This window comes from Shewanella sp. 10N.286.51.B8 (assembly GCF_041469325.1).
Taxonomy (GTDB): Bacteria; Pseudomonadota; Gammaproteobacteria; order Enterobacterales; family Shewanellaceae; genus Shewanella.
Genome location: NZ_JBFRKG010000026.1, coordinates 1 through 24,295 on the forward strand (window position 1 = coordinate 1; position 24,295 = coordinate 24,295).

At 42.3% G+C, this 24,295-nt stretch carries 16 protein-coding genes and 2 pseudogenes; 1 reads left to right on the top strand and 17 read right to left on the bottom strand.

Features of this window, described 5'->3' with window-relative positions; translation table 11 throughout:
- From AB4160_RS10410 to bioB, 17 genes and pseudogenes are all read right to left on the bottom strand, one after another.
- A pseudogene (locus tag AB4160_RS10410) lies at positions 1 to 437 on the bottom strand (curlin); the annotation flags it as partial.
- A 28-nt stretch (positions 438 to 465) separates the two neighbouring features.
- Positions 466 to 1,020 carry a curlin gene (locus AB4160_RS10415; protein ID WP_102437989.1) on the bottom strand — a complete coding sequence of 185 codons (555 nt, stop codon included), beginning with the start codon at positions 1,018 to 1,020 and terminating at the stop codon, positions 466 to 468.
- 171 nt (positions 1,021 to 1,191) lie between these two features.
- On the bottom strand, positions 1,192 to 2,913 hold the full coding sequence (locus AB4160_RS10420; RefSeq protein WP_372004524.1) for a protein kinase domain-containing protein: 1,722 nt from the start codon (positions 2,911 to 2,913) through the stop codon (positions 1,192 to 1,194).
- 225 nt (positions 2,914 to 3,138) lie between these two features.
- A pseudogene (locus tag AB4160_RS10425) lies at positions 3,139 to 4,606 on the bottom strand (NarK family nitrate/nitrite MFS transporter).
- Between the two features lie 13 nt (positions 4,607 to 4,619).
- Positions 4,620 to 4,943: a nitrite reductase small subunit NirD gene (gene nirD, locus AB4160_RS10430; RefSeq protein WP_372004527.1), complete on the bottom strand. Its 324-nt coding sequence runs from the start codon at positions 4,941 to 4,943 to the stop codon at positions 4,620 to 4,622.
- Positions 4,940 to 7,555, bottom strand: coding sequence for a nitrite reductase large subunit NirB (gene nirB / locus AB4160_RS10435; RefSeq protein ID WP_102476411.1), 2,616 nt, complete (start codon positions 7,553 to 7,555; stop codon positions 4,940 to 4,942). Before nirB ends, nirD begins: the two co-directional genes overlap by 4 nt.
- Before the next feature lie 398 nt (positions 7,556 to 7,953).
- Positions 7,954 to 8,598, bottom strand: coding sequence for an ANTAR domain-containing response regulator (locus AB4160_RS10440; RefSeq protein ID WP_372004530.1), 645 nt, complete (start codon positions 8,596 to 8,598; stop codon positions 7,954 to 7,956).
- 4 nt (positions 8,599 to 8,602) lie between these two features.
- Positions 8,603 to 9,778, bottom strand: coding sequence for a glycosyl transferase (locus AB4160_RS10445; RefSeq protein WP_102476413.1), 1,176 nt, complete (start codon positions 9,776 to 9,778; stop codon positions 8,603 to 8,605).
- Positions 9,771 to 10,628 carry a uroporphyrinogen-III C-methyltransferase gene (gene cobA, locus AB4160_RS10450; protein ID WP_102438001.1) on the bottom strand — a complete coding sequence of 286 codons (858 nt, stop codon included), beginning with the start codon at positions 10,626 to 10,628 and terminating at the stop codon, positions 9,771 to 9,773. The genes AB4160_RS10445 and cobA overlap by 8 nt, the downstream gene beginning before the upstream one ends.
- On the bottom strand, positions 10,628 to 13,432 hold the full coding sequence (locus tag AB4160_RS10455) for a molybdopterin-dependent oxidoreductase (protein WP_372004533.1): 2,805 nt from the start codon (positions 13,430 to 13,432) through the stop codon (positions 10,628 to 10,630). Before AB4160_RS10455 ends, cobA begins: the two co-directional genes overlap by 1 nt.
- Before the next feature lie 377 nt (positions 13,433 to 13,809).
- The gene (cctA, locus tag AB4160_RS10460; RefSeq protein ID WP_102438005.1) at positions 13,810 to 14,145 is read right to left on the bottom strand and encodes a tetraheme c-type cytochrome CctA; all 336 of its coding nucleotides are present in this window, start codon (positions 14,143 to 14,145) and stop codon (positions 13,810 to 13,812) included.
- 286 nt (positions 14,146 to 14,431) lie between these two features.
- Positions 14,432 to 15,295, bottom strand: coding sequence for a protease HtpX (gene htpX, locus AB4160_RS10465; RefSeq protein ID WP_102438007.1), 864 nt, complete (start codon positions 15,293 to 15,295; stop codon positions 14,432 to 14,434).
- A gap of 656 nt (positions 15,296 to 15,951) precedes the next feature.
- Complete coding sequence (locus AB4160_RS10470; RefSeq protein WP_303501975.1) at positions 15,952 to 18,201, bottom strand: TonB-dependent hemoglobin/transferrin/lactoferrin family receptor; 2,250 nt, start codon at positions 18,199 to 18,201, stop codon at positions 15,952 to 15,954.
- Between the two features lie 699 nt (positions 18,202 to 18,900).
- Positions 18,901 to 19,617 (bottom strand): dethiobiotin synthase, encoded by a 717-nt coding sequence (gene bioD / locus AB4160_RS10475; RefSeq protein WP_198589311.1) that lies wholly within the window; start codon positions 19,615 to 19,617, stop codon positions 18,901 to 18,903.
- 45 nt (positions 19,618 to 19,662) lie between these two features.
- Positions 19,663 to 20,454, bottom strand: a complete 792-nt coding sequence (locus AB4160_RS10480; RefSeq protein ID WP_102438013.1) for a methyltransferase domain-containing protein — start codon at positions 20,452 to 20,454, stop codon at positions 19,663 to 19,665.
- On the bottom strand, positions 20,454 to 21,638 hold the full coding sequence (locus AB4160_RS10485; RefSeq protein ID WP_303410050.1) for an 8-amino-7-oxononanoate synthase: 1,185 nt from the start codon (positions 21,636 to 21,638) through the stop codon (positions 20,454 to 20,456). Before AB4160_RS10485 ends, AB4160_RS10480 begins: the two co-directional genes overlap by 1 nt.
- 34 nt (positions 21,639 to 21,672) lie before the next feature.
- Complete coding sequence (gene bioB, locus AB4160_RS10490; protein WP_102438017.1) at positions 21,673 to 22,725, bottom strand: biotin synthase BioB; 1,053 nt, start codon at positions 22,723 to 22,725, stop codon at positions 21,673 to 21,675.
- A 111-nt stretch (positions 22,726 to 22,836) separates the two neighbouring features.
- Here bioB and bioA point away from each other — a divergent pair, with 111 nt between their 5' ends.
- Positions 22,837 to 24,210, top strand: a complete 1,374-nt coding sequence (bioA, locus tag AB4160_RS10495) for an adenosylmethionine--8-amino-7-oxononanoate transaminase (RefSeq protein ID WP_102438019.1) — start codon at positions 22,837 to 22,839, stop codon at positions 24,208 to 24,210.
- Positions 24,211 to 24,295 lie beyond the last annotated feature (85 nt).

Genomic DNA, 24,295 nt, shown 5'->3' on the forward strand with positions numbered 1-24,295 from the left:
GATAGCGCGCCATCGGCATTGTTTTGCATGACTTTAGCACTATTGCTATCACCCAGCTGATTCACCGTCGCGGTCGCATTAAAGCCATTATAATATTGCTGCTCGATTGCAGCGCTATTACCGTTACCTTCGGAGTTTATTACTGCCGATGCAGTTTCTGTTGAATGATGCTGATAAATTTCAGCGTGGTTTTCATCACCCTTTTGGGTGATGATTGCTGAAGAGTCCGAGGTATCTTGTTGGACAATATCGGCGGTATTTAATGAACCATCTTGATCAATGATCGCTGTATTACCTTCGCTATTAAGCTGCTGGGTCACTGTAACGGCATTATCCTGGCCCCATTGATCCACAATTGCCGTATTACTGTCACTGGCAAATGCGCTAGTTAAACCTAATGTTGCTGTAATCAATATCGCTATATATGTTTGTTTCATCGTGGTATTTCCTTTTACGCTTTGTTTGTTACTTCCCTTGGGTTATTGCAACATGTTGCCCATTACCCCATTGCAGCACGCCTACGGCAAGGCCAGAACCATATTGTTTTATGCCAATTGAATTATCGAATCCGCTTTGTTTTATCAACGCCACGTTTGCAGTGCCTGTTTGCATAATATCCACATAAAGGTTGTCACCATCTTGATATGACACCAGCACATTACCGGCCCCCATCTGCAAAATTTCAGCTTCGATATTGGCACCAGACTGATAAACAGCAGAATATTGTTGCGACCCTTGTTGGTTAACTTGAATGGAATTAGTGTGGCCCAATTGTTGAGCATAAAGTTGGTGGCCAACACCTGATTGATCCAGTGTTAAATCATGATCAAAACCATCTTGGCTCACTTGAGTCGTATTTTCGAAGCTAGAAAGCTCATTAAAGTGACTCAAATCTGGCTGACTATAGCTCGGTAGGCTCACGAGGTTCATGACCAAAAATAGTAACGCGGCGAATATTGTAGAATGTGCTCTGGGGCGGTTTTTTCGATGAGTTGTTATTATTGGCGGTTGCATATCCATGCTTCATATCCTTATTAGAATGAAAGACGTTATTCTTTCAATACCTTCACCATAAGAGTATGGGCTGACTATTTCTTGTTCGAATCATCCTCTAGTATTAAAATCTTACCAGGAGTTAAAATCAAAACTTTAGGACGATAAAAAGATGAGAAACAATGCTGGCTGAGTCATTTATTTAAATAATAAATACATCGACCAAAGAAATAATGTCACGCTCAGCGTTTGCCAAAACTTAATGGGATTACGCTGAATAAACGGAATAGACGTTTTTGAAGTGGTTGAGGCAGGAGTCGTTAACGCATGTAAAAATTCACTACTATCAGCAAAACGTGTAGCGGGTTCTATGGATAATGCTTTTTCTAATGCTTTATCCATCCACTCAGGCACCATAGGATTGGTTGCATAAACAGGTATATAAACCAGTTTTTCAAAATCTTTTCGGCTTAAGCATTTACCTAATTGGCCTTTAAAGGGTTGTTCACCGGCCAACATCTCATAAGCGATAACAGCAAAAGAGAATAAATCGGCACGGCCATCAGATTGATAACCCAGTATGACCTCAGGCGCAGTATAATCTGCAGTGCCCAGAATGGTATCGCGTTTAAGCGGGGTGGTGATTTCAGCAATACCTTTAATGTAACAGGCACCAAAATCGATAATTTTAACAATCCCCTCTCGAGTGATGAAAATATTGTCCGGCTTTAAATCTTGATGCAGGGTTTCTTTACGATGAAAAGCGCGAATACCCGCCTCAACTTGTTTTAAAAGCTGCAGCACATCTTCAACCGGGCCGCGTTTATGTTGCGTCATCCAATCAGCTAAGCTCAACCCTTGTAAATAATCAGTGAGATAGTACAGCGCTGATTTAGGCATATGATGATCGACAACGTTAACCACATGAATGCTATTAATACGGTGCCCTATCCAACTTTCAAGCATAGAACGTTCAATATAAGCCCCGTCATCAATGTAATTTACCGACGGCGTTTTCATGCACTTTTCAATACCTTGCTTGTCTTTTACCACATAAACTTGGCTGCGCTGACTTTGATGAATAATCCCCGTCACTTCATAGCCATCTAACTTCATCCCTACTGATAGTGGCGGCGGAAAAGGTCGGCTGGCGAGTTTATGATAAACATCGTCAATAGCTTGAGTTGGCAGCTGTGAGATTGAAATTAACTGCGCACTGAGGTTATCTTGGCTGTCTAACAGATAGGCTTTATCGACCATTTTTTGACAAAATGCTTCACATAATTCGTCAGTAATTTCAGCGTGGCTTTGCTGTAGATGAATCAACATTTTCGACAATTCATGATCGGTCACCACATCATGAATACCATCCGTCGTCAGTAAATACATGTCATCTAAAGCAAGGTTAACCTGCTTATAATCAACATCTAACTTTACATCCATGCCAATAGCGCGGGTAAGATAACTGGAAAATTGATTTACTGAAGTGCTGTGATCACGACTTACCTTCATTAACTCACCATCGCGAAAACGATAGATTCGTGAGTCACCAACATGCAGCATATGCGCCGAGCAAGACTTGAAAACCAATGCACTAAACGTACACACATAGCCTTTTCTGGCATCGCGATAATCTTGCCCTAAGCCATACAACCACCGATTTAACGCCGTAAGAACACGGGTACTGGATGTTTGAACGCTCCAGGATTCAGGCGTTGAATAGTAATCAGCGATAAAGTTACTCACACTGATGGCAGAGGCTTTTGCACCACCTTCAGCTGCGCTAACCCCATCGCTGATAACACTCACAATACCTTTGGTGGTTAACATTAAACCTGAAGGAATTTTAATGCCTATAGCATCTTCATTATCCGCTTTTCTGCCTTTATCTGAGACTTGACCCGCCTTTACTTCCAACACGCCCGATATAGGCAGTTGATCTTAGGTTCTATTTTCTTCATGCAGCTTTACATTAGATTCAGTCTTAAGTTCAGACCCTGATTTAGACTCAAAATTAGCATTAATCACCCAATGTCCACCTTTTAATAAAAACGACAACACCGCTAAATTCATTAGCAGTGTTTTCAGGGTTAGTAACAATAGCGTTTAGCATTATTTATATTAAGTCATAGCCAATAATATAAACTAGTTAACGCTAATCAAGGTAACTTCACCTTCTTCATTCACCTCAGCGATATGGCCTTTGGGTTCAGTCATGAAGAATAAAGTAATAAACCCTAGCACCGCACTGACAGCAATAACATTAAAGAACACGGGTGTCGGTACCATAGAGTAGACCGTTAAAAAGAACACCGCGCCGACATTACCATAAGCACCTGTCATGCCTGCTATTTGCCCTGTTAATCGACGTTTAATCAGTGGCACTGCAGCAAACACAGCACCTTCACCGCCTTGAACGAAGAATGAACACGCCATTACCACCACAATAGCTAAAGGTAATGACCAAGTACCATCAATGAGACTGACGGCAAAGTAACCAACAGCTAGACCGGCAGTTAAAATCATCAATGTTGTCTTACGGCCAAACTTATCACTTAACCAACCACCGCCCGGACGAGACATTAAGTTCATAAAGGCATAGCTAGAGGCAACCATACCCGCTTGTGCCATCCCTAAATCAAATGTCTCAGCAAAAAACAGTGGCAACATTGACACTACGGCGAGTTCTGATCCAAAAGTCGTAAAATAAAGCACATTAAGTACAGCCACCTGTTTAAACTTATAACGTTCAAACTCAGGCACTTCTTTAACAAAAATATCTTTATTCACTTCATAGGTTTTATAAACATCAAAAATGAAAATGACGACTAATGAAGCATAAATGATATAGGTCATTTGTTGCTCAAGCATACTCACGCCTGCTGGAGATAACTTCCATGCCAGTAGAGCAAGTGTTGCATACATCGGGATCTTCATGAAAATTAGCAGTGCGAAATCACCTTTACTGGTTACCTCTAAGCCACCCGCTTTTTTCGGTTTAAAGTAAGTCGAGCCCTTTGGAGTATCTGTGACGTTAAAATAATAGACAAAAAGCAAATAAGAAGCTCATAACTCCCGTAAGCCCAATGGCATAACGCCAGCCATCTTCGCCGCCAAAGTAAATGGCCACCGCAGGTAAAGTAAACGCTGCAGCTGCGCTACCAAAGTTGCCCCAACCGCCATAAACACCTTCGGCCGTGCCTAACTCTTTTGCAGGAAACCATTCACTGACAATACGAATACCAATAACAAAACCCGCACCAATAAAGCCAATCAGGAACCGAGCCATGGCTAATTGCTCGAACGAGTCGGCAACTGCAAACATAAAACAAGGTATGGAACAGACCCCCATTAATACTGAATAAGTCAGTCTCGGGCCGTATTTGTCGGTCACCATGCCGATAATAACCCGAGCAGGAATCGTTAACGCCACATTCAAAATAAGTAAGGTTTTGATTTATGACTTTGTTAGTCCTAAGCTGTCTGCAATAACACTGAGTAAAGGTGCAGCGTTAAACCACACCACAAAAGTGATAAAAAATGCCACCCAACTCAGATGCAAGACTTTCATCTTGCCCGAAAACGAAAATAGATTAAATTTCTGAGAACTCATACTGCACGTCCTTTTATTTAGCTAAAACCAATACCTGGCCAGCTTCCTTTTTAATTTCGTATGGCGAAGCAACCAAAGCATTGTCTTCTAGACAGATACCTGTTGCTAAGCTGTAATGCTGTTTATATAGCGGAGAAGCCACACATAACTTACCTTCAACCTCGCAAATTAGCCCACGTGCTAACAAACTCACCCCTGTTGCAGGGTCAACATTATCAATGGCAAATAAACCGTGTTTTCCTAAATCAAAAATGGCGACGGCTTTACCAGCAACCCATGCGGCAATACCGGTCCCTTGCGGTAAAGTAGACTCATTACATACATTCACCCAACTCATACCAACTCCTCCGCAATTTCTGATTCTAATTCTGATTCAATTTCTTTAATCGCAATGTTTCCTGCACCGGTAGACGACATAGCAGGAAAACGCTGCTGACGGGCGCGATGATACAGGTGTGTTTCACCTTCAGGCTGAGCATCAGGGTTAACGAACTCATTAAAACGGGCAAGATATTCAGGTTTTTCAAGACTGGTTTTCCACTCACATTGATAAGCCGCGACCACTTTGGCCATTTGACTATCAAGCTCTGCAGCAAGGCCTAAACTATCTTGTATCACCACCGACTGTAGATATGCTAAACCACCTTCAAGCGACTCCATCCACACTGAAGTGCGTTGTAATTTATCAGCGGTTTTTATATAAAACATCAGAACTCTGTCGATATATTTGACTAAGGTATCGGTATCTAAATCGGTAGCAAATAAATCACCATGACGTGGGCGCATACCGCCATTCCCAGCAACATATAAGTTCCAACCTTTATCGGTTGCGATAACACCAATATCTTTGCTTTGGGCTTCTGCGCATTCTCGAGTACAACCCGAGACTGCAAACTTAATTTTATGGGGCGCACGTAAGCCTTTATAGCGGTTCTCTAAATCAATGGCTGTAGACACAGAGTCTTGAACACCATAACGACACCAAGTACTACCCACACAAGATTTAACCGTACGCAGCGATTTACCGTAGGCATGACCGGTTTCAAACCCGGCAGCAATTAATTTGCCCCAAATACTCGGTAACTCTGATAATTTTGCGCCAAATAAGTCGATTCGCTGACCACCAGTGATTTTGGTGTACAAGTCATATTCTTTGGCTACGGCGCCAATGGCAATTAATCCATCAGGGGTAATTTCACCACCTGCAATTCGCGGCACCACAGAGTAAGTACCATCTTTTTGTATATTGCCAAGATAGGCATCGTTAGTATCTTGCAACTGAACATGACTGCTCTCTTGGTTTAAAACATATTTATTCTGCAATGAAGCAAAAATTGACCCTGCTGCGGGCTTACAAATGTCACAACCAAACGTCGACCCAGCATTGGTACCAGCGTGTTTACCATGGCGAGTAATTAACGTCTCAAAGTCAGTAATGTTTTCAACTTGGCACAAGTGATACAAAGACTGTCTATCCTGTTCAAAATGCTCACAAATGCCAGTATTGCACTCAACCCCTTCTGCTACGAGCGCTTCATCCATGATTTTCTTCACCAATGGCGCGCAACCACCACAGCCAGATGCGGCTCGGGTGCAGGTCTTGATTTCAGCAATGGTATGATTGCCTTTGGTCACTGAAGTGGCGATATCAGCCTTAGTCACTTGATGACAAGAACAAACTATTGAGCTGTCTTTTAATTCAAGCGCCGTTTCATCACCCGTCATTAATAATTCAACCGCATTGCCTTCAATTGCATCTTGCGATAAATACAAATCCAGTAAACGGGCATAATCACTGTTATCGCCCACTAATACTGCGCCTTTAAGATATTGACCCGACTCATCTAACCACAGCTTTTTATATATGCCTGATTGATTGTCAGATAACTCCACAAATTGCGCATTGTCGAAACCGCGGCTTTCACCAATAGCGGCAACATCAACACCTAATAGCTTGAGTTTGGTGCTCATATCCGCACCAGTAAATGCCAATGATGGCGCAGGCGCCTTAGCAACTCCTGCCGCTAAATGCGACACAGCGACTCGCGCCATTTGATAACCTGGGGCAACTAGGCCAAAAATGCGGTTTTGCCATAATGCACATTCACCGATGGCATAAACATCGGGAGCTGAGGTTAAGCAGTTATCATCAATTGCAATGCCGCCGCGATCACCCATTTGCATACCGCTGCTTCTCGCTAATGCATCTTGAGGTCGAATACCGGCAGAAAACACAATCATGTCAGTTTCAAGAAAACTATCATCGTTGAATGTCATGCGGTGCTGTGCGCTCTCACCATCGATAATGGCGGTGGTGGCTTTAGAGGTATGTACTGATACACCTAAGTCATTAATTTTACTTTTAAGTAAGTCACCCGCTTTATCATTTAATTGTACTGGCATTAACTGTGGTGCAAATTCAACAACATGAGTTGTTACGCCAAGGGCCATTAATGCATTTGCCGCTTCAAGGCCTAATAAGCCGCCACCGACTACCACGCCAACTTTAGATTTTTTCGCCGCAGCTTCAATGTCTTGTAAATCTTCTATGGTGCGGTACACCACACAGCTTTCTCTATCGTTACCAGCAATAGGTGGGACAAATGGATAAGATCCTGTTGCAAGGACTAAACTGTCATAGGCTGTCGTTATGCCCGCTTCTGTGGTCACGGTTTTATTGGCGGTATCTAGCACGGTAATTCGGCTATCAAGGTGCAACTTTACCCCCCAATCTTGATAATCCTCAGCGCTAGTTAGCATCAATTCATCGGCACTACCGGTTTCAAAATATTTTGACAGTTGCACCCTATCGTATGCAGGTCGGGGCTCTTCACCAAACACTTCAATATCAAATTGCTGCTGCAACCCTTGACTACATAATTGCTCGATAAAGTGATGACCCACCATGCCATTACCTATTACTACCAGCTTGGATTTTGCATTTGCCATAGAAGGCTCCTTGAATTTTTGTTAAAGCCCTAAAAACAAAAAAGCGCCAGCCTCTGGGTTAACAGAGCTGGCGCCATTGCCAAAAGCCTTCAAATTTTAACTATAAACTGTTTAAACTACACTGTTATAGCGTCTCGATTAACGACGATTACGTGCACGCGCCATTGCATTTAGAAGTTAGAGATTCAAGCTACAGTTTGTCATGATGATAACGCTTGACCTAAACTCTTTATTTCCACGGTTATTTATTTACACAGCGATTTATTAATGCCAGCTAATGCTGCACACAACTTAATTGCTCACACGATCTAGCAAATACTAAGCATTGACTATGCCAACAAACATAAAATCGTAAGTCATTGTAAATATACAAAATAATGTATTAGCCTAAAAAGATACTAGGCTATACTGGTCACCACAGGCGCACTCGCACCAAATTGTTGCATTCGGTTCGTCCCTCTTTGATTTGCTTCAATTTGTTTTGCCGCTGCAATGATACTTTTTGCCATTTCAGCTACGGTTACCCCCTTGCTCATAGCCTGTTTTTGGATCAATTCATGCGCTATTTTTTCGCTAATACCCTGCAATTGCAGTAACGACTTGGCTTTTGACACCAGCTTCATCGCGACACATTTCTCATCTAATTGCTTCACTTTTTCGAGCATATTTGAAGCATTATCAAAGCGAATTTTTGCTAGGTTAACTAAAGAGCTTAAGCGTTTTGCTGACAGCTGCTCGGGTACGAAAGTCACCCTGCCACAAAGTAACAAACTGGCTAGATGATTTTCATCCCAATGCTGAGCATTCACAATAATGGGTAAAGCCGTATTCGATAACAAACGCTCAATAAATGCTTGCTGCAAGGGTTGTAACTCATTGGTTAGAAATACTAAACATGATCCGTTTCCTTTAAGCACATTTTGTTCTAGTTGGCTGAGGCTTGTTACTTCTACACATGCCTGAAACTGATTTAGTTGGATTTTATAATCTGTCAGCAATGCATTGTTATTAAATGATGGGTCACAATAGATATAATTAACCATATGCTTAACTCCTTACTGCATGACGAGTTGACGGAATAACGTTATTTTCAATATGTTGCCAAAGGGACGACCCCATGACATTTGAGTCTTGAATGACATATTTATTTCGCTCAAACCAGACTTTTTTGGCATGTTCTAAGGCATCATTAATAGCTAATCCTTTATTACATAGCACATTTACCAGCGCTATCGTGGCGGTGACACTGGCTATCGCTTGCTGTAATTGTGCCGTTGATAAATCGGCCTCAGCAATGTCTTCAGCCCGCCAAAGTTGCGCCAGTACAGCAGCAGACAAATCAGCTTGACCAAGCTTTGCCCCCACAAATGCCTCAAGTTGGGTAGGCAGATTAATCTCTGCAAAGTTAGCTTCATGTTGGCCATTAAAACGCAGTAAACCTACCCGAGTACTGACACGAGGGTTGATTTCTGTCTCCCCCTGCAGGCCTTTAAAAATAGCAATATCTGCCGCTTCTCTTTGGCAGCTATCCTTTGCCAAAAGCGCTGCCACTTGATGATGCAATTTATCTAATCCAGGATGAAAATAACTGCGTAGGCTAAATGCTGCATTACACGGGTTAACGCAGCGAACAGACATTTGAATAAAACTTCGTAAACCCAACTCTTGATGTAAAGCGCGGCAATCATTTAATACTGGAATAACATCTGCGCTGTTAAGGTAAATCAGCCCTGTTTTCGCTAACATTTCTGCGGCGGTTTCGGCGTTGTCACATTTAGGAATATCTAAAGCCGCAATATATGATTCAACATGACGACGATGAGGTAATGATTGACTATCTCCATGTAATACAATGGTTTTACCTTGTTTAGCCAGCATTTTTGCCGCTAATAATAACCAAGGTAACTGCTCGCGCTTACCGGCATATACCGGCCAATCAATATCTGCTTTAATAGTTTTCCACTGAGAAGAAACCAACTGCTTTAGCCCAGACGCTACACCAGCAAGTTCTTCAACTGACTCACCTCGCACTCGCATAAGCATCATCGCTGCCGCCATTTGCGCAGTAGAAATGTCACCACTTGCAAAACCTTTAATCAAGTAAGCGGCTTCAGCAAAATTCAAACTGCGGCTACCTTTAACCCCTTTGCCCATTGCTTTGATGAGCTTACGGCTATCAAAATCAGCGGCATTAAGCATATCTTGCGTTTGTTGCTCAACCATAAGCCACCTCCACAAAATCTGTTGGCTTGGCTTTTATATCAGACAATAAGCCAGCTAATTCTTGACCCACTGCAACCACTTCACCAATGATGATTAAGGTTGGGCCACTGTCTTTAATTAATGTCGCTTGCTTGGCCATATTGCTAACATTGGCATAAGTGATTAACTGATTAGGTCTGCCGCCATTGGTGACAAGTGCCACGGGTAAGTTTGCCTCAGCTTTAACAGACATAAGTCCTGCTGAAATTGCTGCTGCTTGCTCCTTGCCCATGTAAAAAACTAAGGTAGATTGTGCTTCTAATAAGCCTTTCCAATGAGTTGGAGCCTGATCTAGCCCATCATTTGTAATGCGGGTACCAGTGACTAACGTGACTGAACGAGCCATGCCGCGGTACGTTAGCGGAATACCTGTGGTTGAGGCGCAGCCTAAAGCTGCTGTAATACCAGGGGTAAATCGGCTAGCGATCCCTAATTTAGCAAGATACAGAGACTCTTCAGCCCCGCGCCCAAAAATATGCGGATCGCCACCTTTTAAACGTACAACTTTGAGTCCTTGTGTGGCAAGCTTTGCTAGTAAAGCGTTTATATCATCTTGCTTATAACTTGGCTGACCACAACGTTTACCCACAAAGTGGCGCTGACAATCTGCAGAGACTAATGAAAGAATATCGCTGCTGACCAAGCTGTCATAAACCAGCGCCTCAGCTTGAGACACTATTCTGGCGGCTTTAATGGTCATTAAATCTAATTGCCCGCAACCTGCACCGACAATTTCGACATCACCCGAAATCAAATCATTATTAGCGGCTGCGCTATTAAAGTTAATTAGCTTATTCAATGTATGACTCATTACGCCACCTCCTCTTGGGCTGATTTACGTTCTTGCTCTGACAACTCAGTCGTTATCTCAGCTAAAGCAATATGCCAAATATCATTGGCACATTGACCCACTTCACTGTGGCAGCTACCACATTGTCTGCCGCAGCCTAGCTCTGTTTGGGTTTCATCTAACGCCTTATCAAAATCTGCTTGTGTGATATCAGTGTTAATCGCTGTGGCGCTAGTAAAATCAGATGCTAAAGCACGTTTACTGAATACTGCATTATCAAGTTTTTGCAGCATGGCATATTCAATATTGGCTTGTGTGACACCGGTACAGGCACAAATTAGTGGGCTGTTACCAGCTTTAATCAGCTGATGTAATTGACGCATTAATGCAACATCTACTGTTTGACCAATAAGCAAATTCATCGCTTCAAGGGAAACAGCGACCTTTGTGCGACTTAACAGTTTCAGTGATACCAACAAGCCGTTACTGATATTGCAATGCACATGGATAATTTGCTGACTAGCAAGGGAAATTGTCCATTTTAAAGCGTGTACCGTTGACTGATAAGCAAATGCTGCATCTGTATTTTCAAAACCGATGTGATAACAACTGCCAGTGGTTAATGTTTGCTGAACATTCCAGTTCAGGCCTTGCATGTGTGGATCATGCAGACCAAAAACGATCCCTTGCAATGTCACAGCAACTTTAGTTAACGACACGGGTTGGCATTTAAACGCTGGCTGTTTTGAGTAAGGGTCAAACTGACTATCAAGTGGGGTATTAACGCCCTTACCTAACGAGAACTGCTCAGACCAATGCATTGACATAAACCCCAAGTCTGGCGCTTGGGAGTCATCTGCAACCACTCTTGCCACGGCAAAATTGGTTATTGATAAATTGGGGGCAGCAAAAGTTACCAAGTCGTCTTCAATTAATTTTAATTGCGCTAAAGTCGAAGAATGAACAGCAATAACAGGCTCTGGGATACTGGCTCTAAGCGCCGCAATATGACCTGTGCGGGTCATGGTGTGCCATTGATCTCGGCTGCGACCACTGTTTAAGCGTACTTGCCCAGCTGGCAAAGGGGCTATTTGGCAATCTGCAGTGGTTTCAATAAATTGCGCTTTTGATGATGCGGTGGCGAATATGCCATCGGCAAACAATCTTTGCTTATTGCCCCCTATGGCACCATGGTTAGCAGCAGGCCACTGCGTCGGTAGTAACTCATCATATTGCTCATCCGTTAAATCAGCCAAACCGCTTAAATCAAACTGCTTGCCTGGAAAAGATTGCTTTACAAGCTTAGATAACTGGGCAAATTCTTTAAAAACGGCAGCACTGTTTTTAAAGCTAAAACTTTGTTCAAAACCCATCGCTTTTGCGACTTCTGCCAAGGCCCACCAATCAGCTTTTGCAGTGCCTTTAGCTTGTATAAAGCCACGTTGGCGGCTAATCACTCGCTCACTGTTAGTGACAGTGCCACATTTTTCAGACCAACCCTGTGCAGGTAATAACACATCGGCTAATTGCGCAGTCGCAGAGTCTTGTGTTATCTCAGACACCACCACAAAAGGACAGGTTTCTAATGCCGCAGTTATTTTTGCAGTATTAGGCAATGACACCACTGGATTAGTGCCCATAATCCACACCGCTTTAATTGTTCCATCTGCCATAGCATCAAATAATTCAACGGCTGTGAGACCCTTATCAGTCGCGATCACCTCAGACTGCCAAAAATCTCCTAACACTTGACGCTCCGGCTCAGAAAACCCCATATGACAAGCAAGTTGTGTCGCTAAACCGCCCACTTCACGCCCACCCATGGCATTCGGTTGGCCTGTAAGTGAAAAGAAACCACAACCTTCCTTACCAACCTGACCAAGAGCTAAGTGACAATTGATTATCGCATTGCTAGTGTCAGTGCCTGCAATAGATTGGTTTACCCCTTGGCAGCTAGCTGTCATGACTTTTGCGTGAGAGATAAATAACTGATAGAAATCCTGCAACTGAGCAATAGGCACTAATAACGCTTGGGCAAGTGTTTCAACATCAGTGGCTTGACTGGCAACGTGTGCTAAGGTTTGAGTGAAGTTTTCAGTGTGCGCATCAATATATGGCTGATTTAACGCTTCATTTTTGGCAATGAAATTCAGTAAGCCATTAAATAATAACGTATCTGTCCCCGGCGCGATTTGAAGATGTAAGTCTGCTTGGCTTGCCGTAGCAGTTTTAGCTGGGTCAATTACGACAATTTTAGTGCCATAACGCTGGCGGACTTTAATCATCCGCTGAAATAAAACCGGATGGGTCCACGCTGCGTTTGAACCCACTAATACTATTACTTGTGCCTGTTCAAAATCGTCATAACAACCCGCTACAACATCCTCTCCATATGCGCGCATGTGCGCACTTACAGCAGAAGACATACAAAGGCGTGAATTGGTATCAACATTCGCCGTGCCAATAAAGCCTTTGGCCAATTTATTAGCTACATAGTAATCTTCAGTTAAAAGTTGCCCTGATAAATAAAATGCAACTGAGTCTGGTCCATATTGCGCAATAGTTTGTTTAAAGGTGTCAGCAATTGTCGTGATAGCTTCAGGCCAAGCAACTGACTTACCAGACTTATATTTGGGATAACGTAAACTATTTGGCTGGACTAAGCTTTCTAATAAACGCTCACCTTTGGCACATAACTGACCTTTATTGGCTGGGTGAGTACGATCACCTTCAAGCTCAAATCCAATGTCGTTAAGACTGCTAGGGGTTACACTTATTCCGCAGCCGACGCCGCAATAAGCACAACTAGATTGGATATTAGACATGCAACTTCCCTTCAGTGACTCAAATTCAATGACAATAACGTCGCAAATCTCGTGCCAATTGCTAACTTAATGATTTACAAACCGTTTACAAATAAGGCAAATTTAAAATCGCTACTTTTGTTCAACAAAAGTGCACCAAGCCGCACCAATAACGCACATGTCGTTGAAAACAAAAGAAAATTAATACCACTTTAGAGGTATACCGTATAGGTAGTGTGATAAATGCTAAGCCATGAATTGAATATTCATGTGGAATTATTCTTTGAGCTAATGTCGGCGGAAATATAAAAGTTATTTATAAACAGCAAAACTGGGGCAATAAAAAAGCGCTGAATTTCAGCGCTTTTAAACTTTGCTTAAAGCTAAATAATCATCAGTTATTTAGCAACGCGGCCATCATCATGGCAGCTATCACAAGTCGGTTTTTCACCAACATTCATGTCATGTGGTGCGTGACAGTCTTGACACATTAACATGCCATCATGTGGCGCATGGTTTTCATCCATTTCCGCAAGTGTTCCGTGACAGTCTTGACACTGCGCGAACTCATGCTCACCGTCAGCAGATGGCTCGCCATCAGCATGACAACTTTCACAGCCACCCATTTCAGCGTGGAAATCAGCTAAAACTTCATCTGCAGCGAATGCATTTGATGACAAAGTTACTACAGCTAAAGCTGCTGCAAACATTGCTACAAGTATTTTATTGCTCACTATTATACCCTCCAGTTACGATAGTCAAAAAGGCTCTAATAGAGAGACCTTTAATCGATATCAATTTTCAGAACGACTTTTTTAGGCTCAGTTATAAACTTAGCTAACACTGGTTAATTTAGCAACACTAAATAGTCAGCGGCAAAATTCAATCATCATCTCTGACACCTAAAAAGCGTTACATAATGTATCACCTTGAAAAGAAGGTTATATTAACGAGTTAAAATAAAAAGGGAAGCAATAAAAAAGGAGCTATTAAGCTCCTTTTATAACCAAGATCACATTATTAACTATTTCTAAGGGCGCTAATACGTTTTTCTAGTGGTGGATGGCTCATTAAAAAGTCAGTCATTGAACGTTTACCGTTAATACCTAATGCTGACATTTGCGCTGGCATTGCACCCGTTTCTGGGCCAGTTTTTAAACGCTCTAATGCCGCAATCATCTTATCTTTGCCAGCAAGCTTGGCCGCACCTTCATCGGCTTTAAACTCACGAATACGAGAGAAGTAAGCCACAACCATAGACGCTAAAATACCAAATAACATGTCAAGTACGAAAACCACAGCCATGTATGCAAACATACCAAGACCTTCACCCTCTTCATCATTACTCGCAACGAAGTTATTCACAATACCTGCAACAACACGAGCGGCAAAAATAACGAAGGTATTCACGACACCTTGAATAAGGGTCAAGGTGACCATGTCACCGTTAGCCACGTGGCTAACTTCGTGAGCCAGTACGCCTTCGATTTCATCTTGGGTCATACCGTAAAGTAAGCCTGAACTCACAGCAACTAGCGCGTTATCTTTACTTGGGCCCGTTGCAAATGCGTTCATCTCTTCAGATTGGTAAATTGCCACTTCTGGCATTTTAATCCCAGCTTGCTGCGCTTGACGAGCAACGGTGTCAACTAACCAACGTTCAGTATTATCACGAGGGTTTGTAATAACTTCACAACCCATGGTTTTCTTCGCCATCCACTTAGAGATAGCTAAACTGATAAATGCGCCGCCAAAACCAAACATAGCAGCAAAAATTAATAAACCACTCATGCTTGATGTGCTTACACCAAGCAGAGACATCACAATCGAAGCAACTAGCAAAATGGCTAAGTTGGTGGCGATTAGTAAACCGATACGTAACATTACAACTCCTAACTGGCATTCATGCCGACATAAACTCAACGCCTGAGCTCAATGCTCAAGCTGACTTGAACGCAAAAATATTATTAAACACTTAATGACATAATATGTCCTAAAAAAGATATTTCAAGCGTCTAATGGAAAAAACTGACATAAAATGACAGATTAGTTAAAAATACCACACTAAGCCTAACCTCAGCTGAATGCTTAACTTAGTAGCGGGCAGAGTCTAGGCAGCTTGTATTAATCGAAACTTAAATCTAACCAGCATTTGCTAGAAAGCCTAGTGTTTAGCGGATAGATGGCGATTAATCTTTGTTAATATCGTCACTAAGGAGCAGAACAATAACTAATTTAATTAGTTAGCAATTTATAACCCTCATTCAGCCCAGTATCCCTTTTATTCATAACCTTACCTTGAACGCTGCGAGTGAGTTAACTGTTAAGTTTAGCTAATGGCTATTCATTCATAATGGGGCTTCCCGGTCATTGACATTAATCAGCATGCCGTCAACTTATAAATACCCATTTAAGTGAGTGGAGCACTCATGTCTACATAAGAGTATCAGCCAATAAAAAAGCGTTAAATCCCATAAGAATTTAACGCTTTCTTTATCACTCAATCCAGTGAACTCATTCAGTAAACTGACTCTAATTCATTAAAAAGTGTAGCTCAGTTTAACGTTAAAGTAGCGACCTGGTTGAGAATAAGTCTCTTCAGTCACGCCCATATTACCCATTAAGAACTTTGACTGACCCGCTACATCAGAATACTCAATATATTCTTTATCAAACAGGTTAAATACGCCAGCGCGTACCGTCCAGTTATCATTCACATGGAAGTTAGCCGTCAAATCAAATACTGCGTAGCCTGCCGTGTTATACACTTCGTTGAAATCCATACCTGGCAGTGCTATAGGGAAAATATCTAAATCCGTTGTACGATCCATTTGATCAGCAAAGCGCATGGTTAAGCCAAAGTTAGCTTCAGTGTTACCTAGGTAAGTATAATAATTTACTCCCAAGTTACCTTTTAATGGACTTACGCTATTTAAGTAATCGCCGTTCTGATCTTCGCCATGGGTGTAAGCAATGTTACCCCATAGTTCAAATTCATCAGTAAACCAATGACTCATAGACATTTCAGCGCCATAAAGAGTCACTTTGTCATAGTTGATATAACGATATTCTAATGAACTTGGAATTGCACAGCCGAACCTGCCGCCACACCCCACAAATTCCCAATCGATGTAATTATCAGCTTGAGTATAAAAAGTGGTAAATTCATATCGTGTGTCGCCATGATCACCACGAACACCCACTTCAATGGTGTTACTTGATTCTGACTCTAAGTCGTAGTTTGCCTCAATGATAACAGGGAATGGCATCGCGCCATCTTTGACTTCTAACTCACCCCACTTTTGATCTGGGGTTGGCATTTTGTAGCCGTAAGCATATTGGGCATACACATTCACGTTTTCAGTCATGTGGTATACAAGGCCAAGCTTAGGTGACCAAAAACCATCACTCATCGCGGCAAAATCTTCAGGATCACGGCCAGCATCTTCAGCTTGCTGTTGATCAGGGGTGTTTTTGAAGTAATCGTAACGCAGCCCCACAATACCGTTTAGTTTGCCGTCTAAAAAGGTCATATCATCTTGAACAAATATGCCAGCGCGTAAACTTTTCGTATCAGCAAATGAGAAGGTATCGGTTTCAGATGGCGTTGAATTGCCATTTTCATCGATATCTTGATAGCTGCGTGGGCGGCTCATTTCAGACTGCTCTACATCCACGCCATAAATAATATTGTGGTCATGACCGGGTAGTGACAATGCCTTACTAAAAGTACTGGCAAAACCAAAACGGTATTCATCAAACTGGTAATCACGGTGCTGCGTTATTGCTCGGTCTGCGCCACTGATACCATTAAAGTAGTCACGTTTTTCACTTTGGTCGGTTTTACCGTAATAGAGTACGAAATCAACATTGTCATGAATGATACGGTCTTTCGTTGAGCGTAAACGTAATGAGGTATTTAACGCTTGAGTTTGGCGGTCATAATCAATTGACTCATCTTTATCAGCATATTTTTCCCAGCGGTCAAGCTGCTGGTTCATGTAATCAACGGTTAACTGCAGATTAGTATCATCATTAAAGTGATACTTACTTTTTAGTAATAAGCTGTCAGTGACTAAGTCACTATCTGGTAATGTGTTGTAGTAGTTTTGCTGTTCTTCACCACTACGACGTTGATAACTGACTAGGTTATCAAAATCACCTGCTGCAAATGCGCTAGTAAAGCCACCGCTGAACTCATCGTTCATACCTGTGTAGCCGCCATTTGCAGAGAAATAATAATCACTGCCACGTAAGTAATCATCCGCATCTTTAGTGGTCATGACCATCACGCCACCTAACGCATCGGAGCCATACATAGTCGATGCTGCAGTTTTTAACACTTCAACTTGCTTTAAGCCTTCAACTTCAGTTAATCCGCGGCCTGTGCCTTCAGCGCCTGGGCCTAATGGTGATGCATACTGGTTATTAACCCGAACGCCATCTTTAACCATCATCACGCGGTTGCCGCCAATACCACGAATAGTCACCGAGCTTGGCTTACCTGCGCCGCCTTTAACATCAACGGCAGCTTCTGTTCTAAATAATGAAGCAAAGTCGGTGCTCATATTACGCGCTATCGATTCTTCATCAATAACCACAACCGAACCGGCAACTTGATCAAGTGTTTGCTCCATACGAGAACCAGAAATCACAATTACATCATGAAAATTTGAAATAGATTGTTTGATTTCTTCTTGCGATACAATTTCACCAGTATCCGCAATAACTTGAGGGGACAATGCCGCGGCAATCGCGGCACTAATTAACTTGATCGAAAGTTGCTTCATCAACACTATCCTTAAAAAAACCTTAATAGGAATTAATCTCATCTTTAATGGCGCAGGATTCTAGCATGAACAAATTTTCACATAGCGATCATGATCTCAATATTCATTGTTGATATTCAGACTTAAGGGTTTTCTTATTTTTACATTGTTAGCGGTCACGGATATTTAATTAGCTGCAAAATAAAGCTAACAATAATTAACAGTTGAGCATCATTAACAACTCAAGATCCCAACACCCAAAGCGGTTGGCCAATGCCGTAGGGTTTCCATAAGGTTTTAAAGAGAAGATCATAGCGATGTTAAAAATATGCGGGGGAGTGAACAGTAAAAGCCAAAATACATGTTTAAAGGGTAAGTTTACCTTGATAAAACGACTAATCTAAAATCGTATAATATAAATACTCCCATGCGAACTGAACGCTATACATTGGTGGGTATGAGTTGACCTGATGCCAGAAAAACCAAAAGGCGTGTGACAGTGAGCGGTAGTCGTATACCAAGAAATAAAAGGAAATAGCCACTTTTGATGGGTGATATAAATGAAAAGGCCCAGCAAGGCATACAATACCACCCTGCGTATTTTTTCTGCCTTGGTAAACTCTGGTGCAAATTCGATGATTTCTCTCCTTGAAAATATCAAATGCTAAAACAACTACTTGTAAGCAAAAAGACAAAGGCTAAAAATCAAAACTTAAGTCTCTATAAGGTCGAGTTATCAATATGCACAGCGGCATTTATAGCTGTTGGCTCACTTAAGTACGGCACATAACCTAAGAATGGCGCTGTCATTAACTCTTTTAAACTTGATAAGTTCTCTTCTATTTCACTCATTTCAGGGTCAACTTGGTTAGCGACCCAAGCTGCAATATTAAGCCCGTCAGCTTCAATGGCCTCTTGGGTTAATAATGCATGGTTAAGACAACCAAGCTTCATGCCCACCACTAAAATAACCCCAACATCATTTTGCTGAGCCAGCTGCTGTACTGATTGCGATAAATATTGGCCTTTACTTAAAGGTAATCTCCAGCCACCAGCACCTTCAATTAATGCAAACTCGGCACTGTTTAGTGCTTCAAGTGGCAATAAATCAACAACGCCACTGGCAGTTAAACTCACCCCTTGTTGCTTTGCGGCAATATGCGGTGCAATGGCGGGTTTAAATGCGATAGGGTTAATTTGATTGTAATCGAGCGTGATAGTTGATTGTTCAATTAGGCTTAGCGCATCGCTATTTCTAAGCCCTGCGTCTGTTTCAATACAACCTGAGGCAATAGGTTTGACGCCGAGGGTTTTAGCTTCTGTGGTTTTAGCGACAGTTATTTTAGCTAGAGCCGTTTTTCTTGTTGCAAGATTAAGTAGCGCCGATGAAATCAGGGTTTTTCCGCTGTCAGTATCAGTGCCAGTAACAAAATAAATCATCGAAATAACCCCTTCACTGTTTATATCCAATTGTCTAAAAATTTAACGCTTACCAAGTTGTAAATAGCTGATGTTATAGCTCAATGGTAAGCCGTTTGCTTCACGTAAGCTTTCCGCTTTATCCATTAACGCGAGCCAATCTTTACGACCGCGCAAACGATTAGTTTTTTTATCCGTTAAGCTTTTATCTTGGTATTCATTCACTGACGCCCCGACCCCTTTAATTGAATACAGTAATGCCTTTAAATCGGCAAAATGTACTTGCTCGGTAGTGGTCTCAGCAGAGAGTATTTGCCATTTTTCGGTATCTATCGCGGCGATAATGTCATCTAAATGACGAAAACTATTATGGCCTAGCCCTAGGGTTTCAAGCTGTGAAAGACTGCCATCACTCACCACGCTAATAAAGGCTTGGCCTTGAGGTTTTATGACTCTATTAAGTTCATTAAATACTTGGGTTAATTCATCACACCACTGCAGAACTAAGTTTGAATAAATACTGTCCATGCTATTTGCAGTTATAGGTAAGTTTGCCGCATCGGCGCAAACAGTGTGATATTGCGGAAAAGACTGCTGCACCACATTTAGCATTTGAGGCGATAAATCAACTGCCGTGACCTTAGTTAGCTGGCAGTGATTTGATTCAAAGTCAGTACCTGGGCCACAGCCTAAATCCAATAAATGCCCGGTTAAACCTGCTTTTTTATCGGCATTATACTCAGTATTAGCAAGTTTTATTAACCTGCTAGCCGTGATGCGCTGTAATACATCGTGTTGTTTATAGGTAGCTGCAGCTTGGGAGAATTTAACCGCTACGGGGTTATCTAGATTCATTAATATTCTCTTGGTAACTGCACTGCTAGTGCATCAACTAATTGGGTTATTTGCTCGGCATTATGGCTGGCATTAATGGTCACTCTCAGCCTTGCCTGCCCTTTAGGCACTGTTGGCGGCCTGATTGCCCCGACCTGTAAACCTTGTTGCTTTAATGCCTTTGCTATTGCTAAAGTTCGTTCACTGTCACCGATAATTACAGGCTGAATGGCGGTTATTGACTCTGTTAGCGCAATGTTTTTAGCATTACAAAGCGACCTAAAGAAGGCAATATTGGCAAACAATGTTGATGCTTTATCAGGTTGCGACTGAGTTAAATTAACCGCTGTTAACGCTAAATGAGCACTGGCAGGTGACAGTGCGGTTGAATAAATGTAATGCCGTGATTGCGCCACCATATAATCAATAATTTGCTGTGACGCTAAAACGCAGGCGCCTTGGCAGCCGAGGGCTTTACCAAAGGTAATGACTTGAATATCGCATTGTGGTGTAACTGCCGCTCTGCTGACGTTAAAGCGATTGCTAGCAAGCTCTTCATAATTGATTCCAAAACCATGGGCATCATCAACCACTAACCAACTATTATGCTGCTTACACAAGTTCGATAACGCATCTAATGGCGCACGATCGCCATCCATACTAAAAACGCTTTCGGTAAATAAGGCGCTATTAGGAAATCGATTAAGTAACTGCTCTGCATGGGTTATATCATTGTGTTTATAGCGCTTAAGTGCAGCGCCGCTGTCTTTTACACCGTCTATCACTGATGCATGAATAAGCTTATCAGCAATAATCACATCGCCTGCTTCAAATAAGGTTTTGATTAACGCTTGATTGGCACTAAATCCAGAGCAAAATAATAGCCCTGCTTCATGACCGGTCAGCTCACATAAACCTTGTTCAAGCTTTAGGTGGGCTTCACTGTATCCAGATACTAATGGCGATGCTTTACTGCCAACACCATATTTTATCGCGCCAGCATGAATAGCGGCAATCATCTCAGGATCATTGGCCAGCCCAAGGTAATCGTTGTGACTGAAATCAATAATATTGGGAATTGTTCGAGCTAAGTTGTTAGCCGATGCCTTGTCTAACTCAGCTAACTTTCTTTGCCTCAGCAAGCCATCGGTTTGCAGTTGCTGCAAACGATGACTTATTCGTGATGATATTGGGTGATTTGCCATGAATACTGCCTTCTACTGACAAATGTGCATCGCTTTATAACGCCGCGGCATCAAAGAATTGTTGCGTTGCTTTATCTTTTTTTGCATTGGCTTTAGCCAATAACGCAGTGTCAGATTCAATGTCAGCTGATGGTCCTTGCTCAGGATGTAGCCCTAAACGTCTAAATAGGCTCATATCATCGTTTTCTTCAGGGTTGGGTGTCGTCAGTAACTTACAACCGTAGAAAATAGAGTTAGCACCAGCAAAGAAACACATAGATTGTAATTCATCAGTCATGCTTTCACGCCCAGCTGATAAACGCACTCGAGATTTAGGCATAATAATACGTGCAACGGCAATGGTGCGCACAAATTCAAAGGGATCTAAGTCATCTATCTTTTCAAATGGCGTACCTGCAACTTTAACCAACATATTAATCGGTACTGAATCAGGATGCTGCTCTAAATTAGCTAGCTGTTGTAATAAACCTGCTCTGTCTGTCGCTTTTTCGCCCATACCGACAATACCGCCAGAACACACTTTCATGCCTGACTGACGCACGTTGGTTAAAGTATCAATACGGTTTTGATAAGTACGGGTGGTGATCACATCGCCATAATATTCAGGTGAGGTATCAAGGTTGTGGTTATAGTAATCAAGACCTGCTTTGGCAAGTTCGTCAGACTGTTCTTTTGACAGCATACCCAGTGTCATACAGGTTTCCATGCCTAATGCTCTTACATCTTTAACCATTTGGGTTAAATATGGCATATCGCGCTCGCGAGGGTTACGCCATGCAGCGCCCATACAAAAACGTGATGCTCCCGCTGCTTTCGCGCTTTTGGCTTCGGTGATGACTTTTTCGATTTCCAATAAACGCTCTTTTTCAAGACCGGTATCGTAACGGGCACTTTGAGGGCAATACTTACAATCTTCAGGACAAGCACCGGTTTTAATTGATAATAAACGACTAATTTGTACTTCATTAGGATCAAACGTCTCACGATGAATACTGTGGGCTTTAAACAGTAAATCGTTCATTGGTAAAGCAAATAACGCTTCTATTTCAGCTTTGGTCCAGTCATGACGGATGGCTAATGATGACATTGATTAATCCTTTGTTATTCGTTTTATATTCACTTTATATTGGGTTAGGATACCTTCAGCACGTAAACTGTCAATGCTATCGCGCATTACACCTTGACTAACGGTTAAAATATGAACAACTCATTTTATCAGCAAGCATCCCAGACAATCGATTCTCAAGCTATAGACTCTCAAGCTATAGACTTTGAGTTTGATAAACAGCATATTTGGCATCCCTATACTTCGATGAGTCAAGCTGCCAGCGTAACTGGAGTCCATAGTGCCGATGGGTGTGAACTGACCTTAAGCAGCGGTCAAAAGGTCATTGATGGCACCAGCTCTTGGTGGGCCTGTATTCATGGCTATAACCGCCCAGAAATTATTGAAGCGATGCAGCAGCAGCTCACGACCCTAAGCCATGTAATGTTTGGCGGTATTACCCACGCCCCTGCAGTTAACCTCTGCAAGCAATTAGTGGCGATGACCAGCCCCAATTTAACCAAAGTCTTTTTAGCCGACTCTGGCTCTATTGCCGTTGAAGTGGCCATTAAAATGGCCATGCAATACTGGCAAGGTAAACAGCTACCACAAAAGCAGCGTTTATTAACCGTTAAGCGTGGTTATCATGGTGATACCTTTGCCGCGATGAGCGTCTGCGATCCTGATAATGGCATGCATACCATGTTTAGCGCAGCGGTTACTGAACACCTTTTTGCCCCAGCGCCACTATCTGTTTTCGGTGAAGCTTTAAAGCAAGGTGATACTGATGCGCTTGAGGCGATTTTAGCAGAGCATCATCAAGATATTGCCGCCATTATTATTGAACCCGTCATGCAAGCGGCTGGCGGGATGCATTTTTATTCAGCCGAGTATTTATCTGCCATTAGAACCTTATGTGACCAGTATCATGTCCTGCTCATTCTTGATGAAATCGCTACGGGATTTGGCCGTATCGGCAAGTTATTTGCTTATGAATATGCCAATATCGAAGCCGATATTTTGTGTTTAGGTAAAGCCTTAACCGGCGGTTACATCAGCTTAGCCGCCACACTATGTAGTGATGAAGTCGCCAAAGGCGTCAGTGACTCCCCTGCTGGTGTGTTTATGCACGGACCAACCTTTATGGGCAATCCGCTAGCATGCGCTGCAGCCAGTGCCAGTATGAGTATTTTACAAACTGGCGCATGGCAACAACAGGTCAGCGATGTTGAGTTGCAAATGAAGACTGAACTTGCTGAAGCTATTGATTATCAGCATGTGGTGGATGTCAGAGTATTAGGCGCAGTAGGCGTAATTGAAATGGATAGCGTGGTTAACACGGCTAAATTGCAGCAAGACTTTATTGAGTTAGGTGTGTGGATAAGACCTTTTGCCAACGTGATATACATTACTCCGCCTTATACTATTACCAAAGAGCAACTGACGACACTAACCCAAGCCATGAAAACTATTGCCGCAAATATTACTCAAGAGCAAGCCGCTGCAGATAGCTTTAGTAATGGTTAGCTGGGGTGTAAATAAGCTGGTTGATTGACGTAAAAGCAGTGTAAAACTGATAGCGCTATGACAGTGAGAGTGTACTCATAGCGCT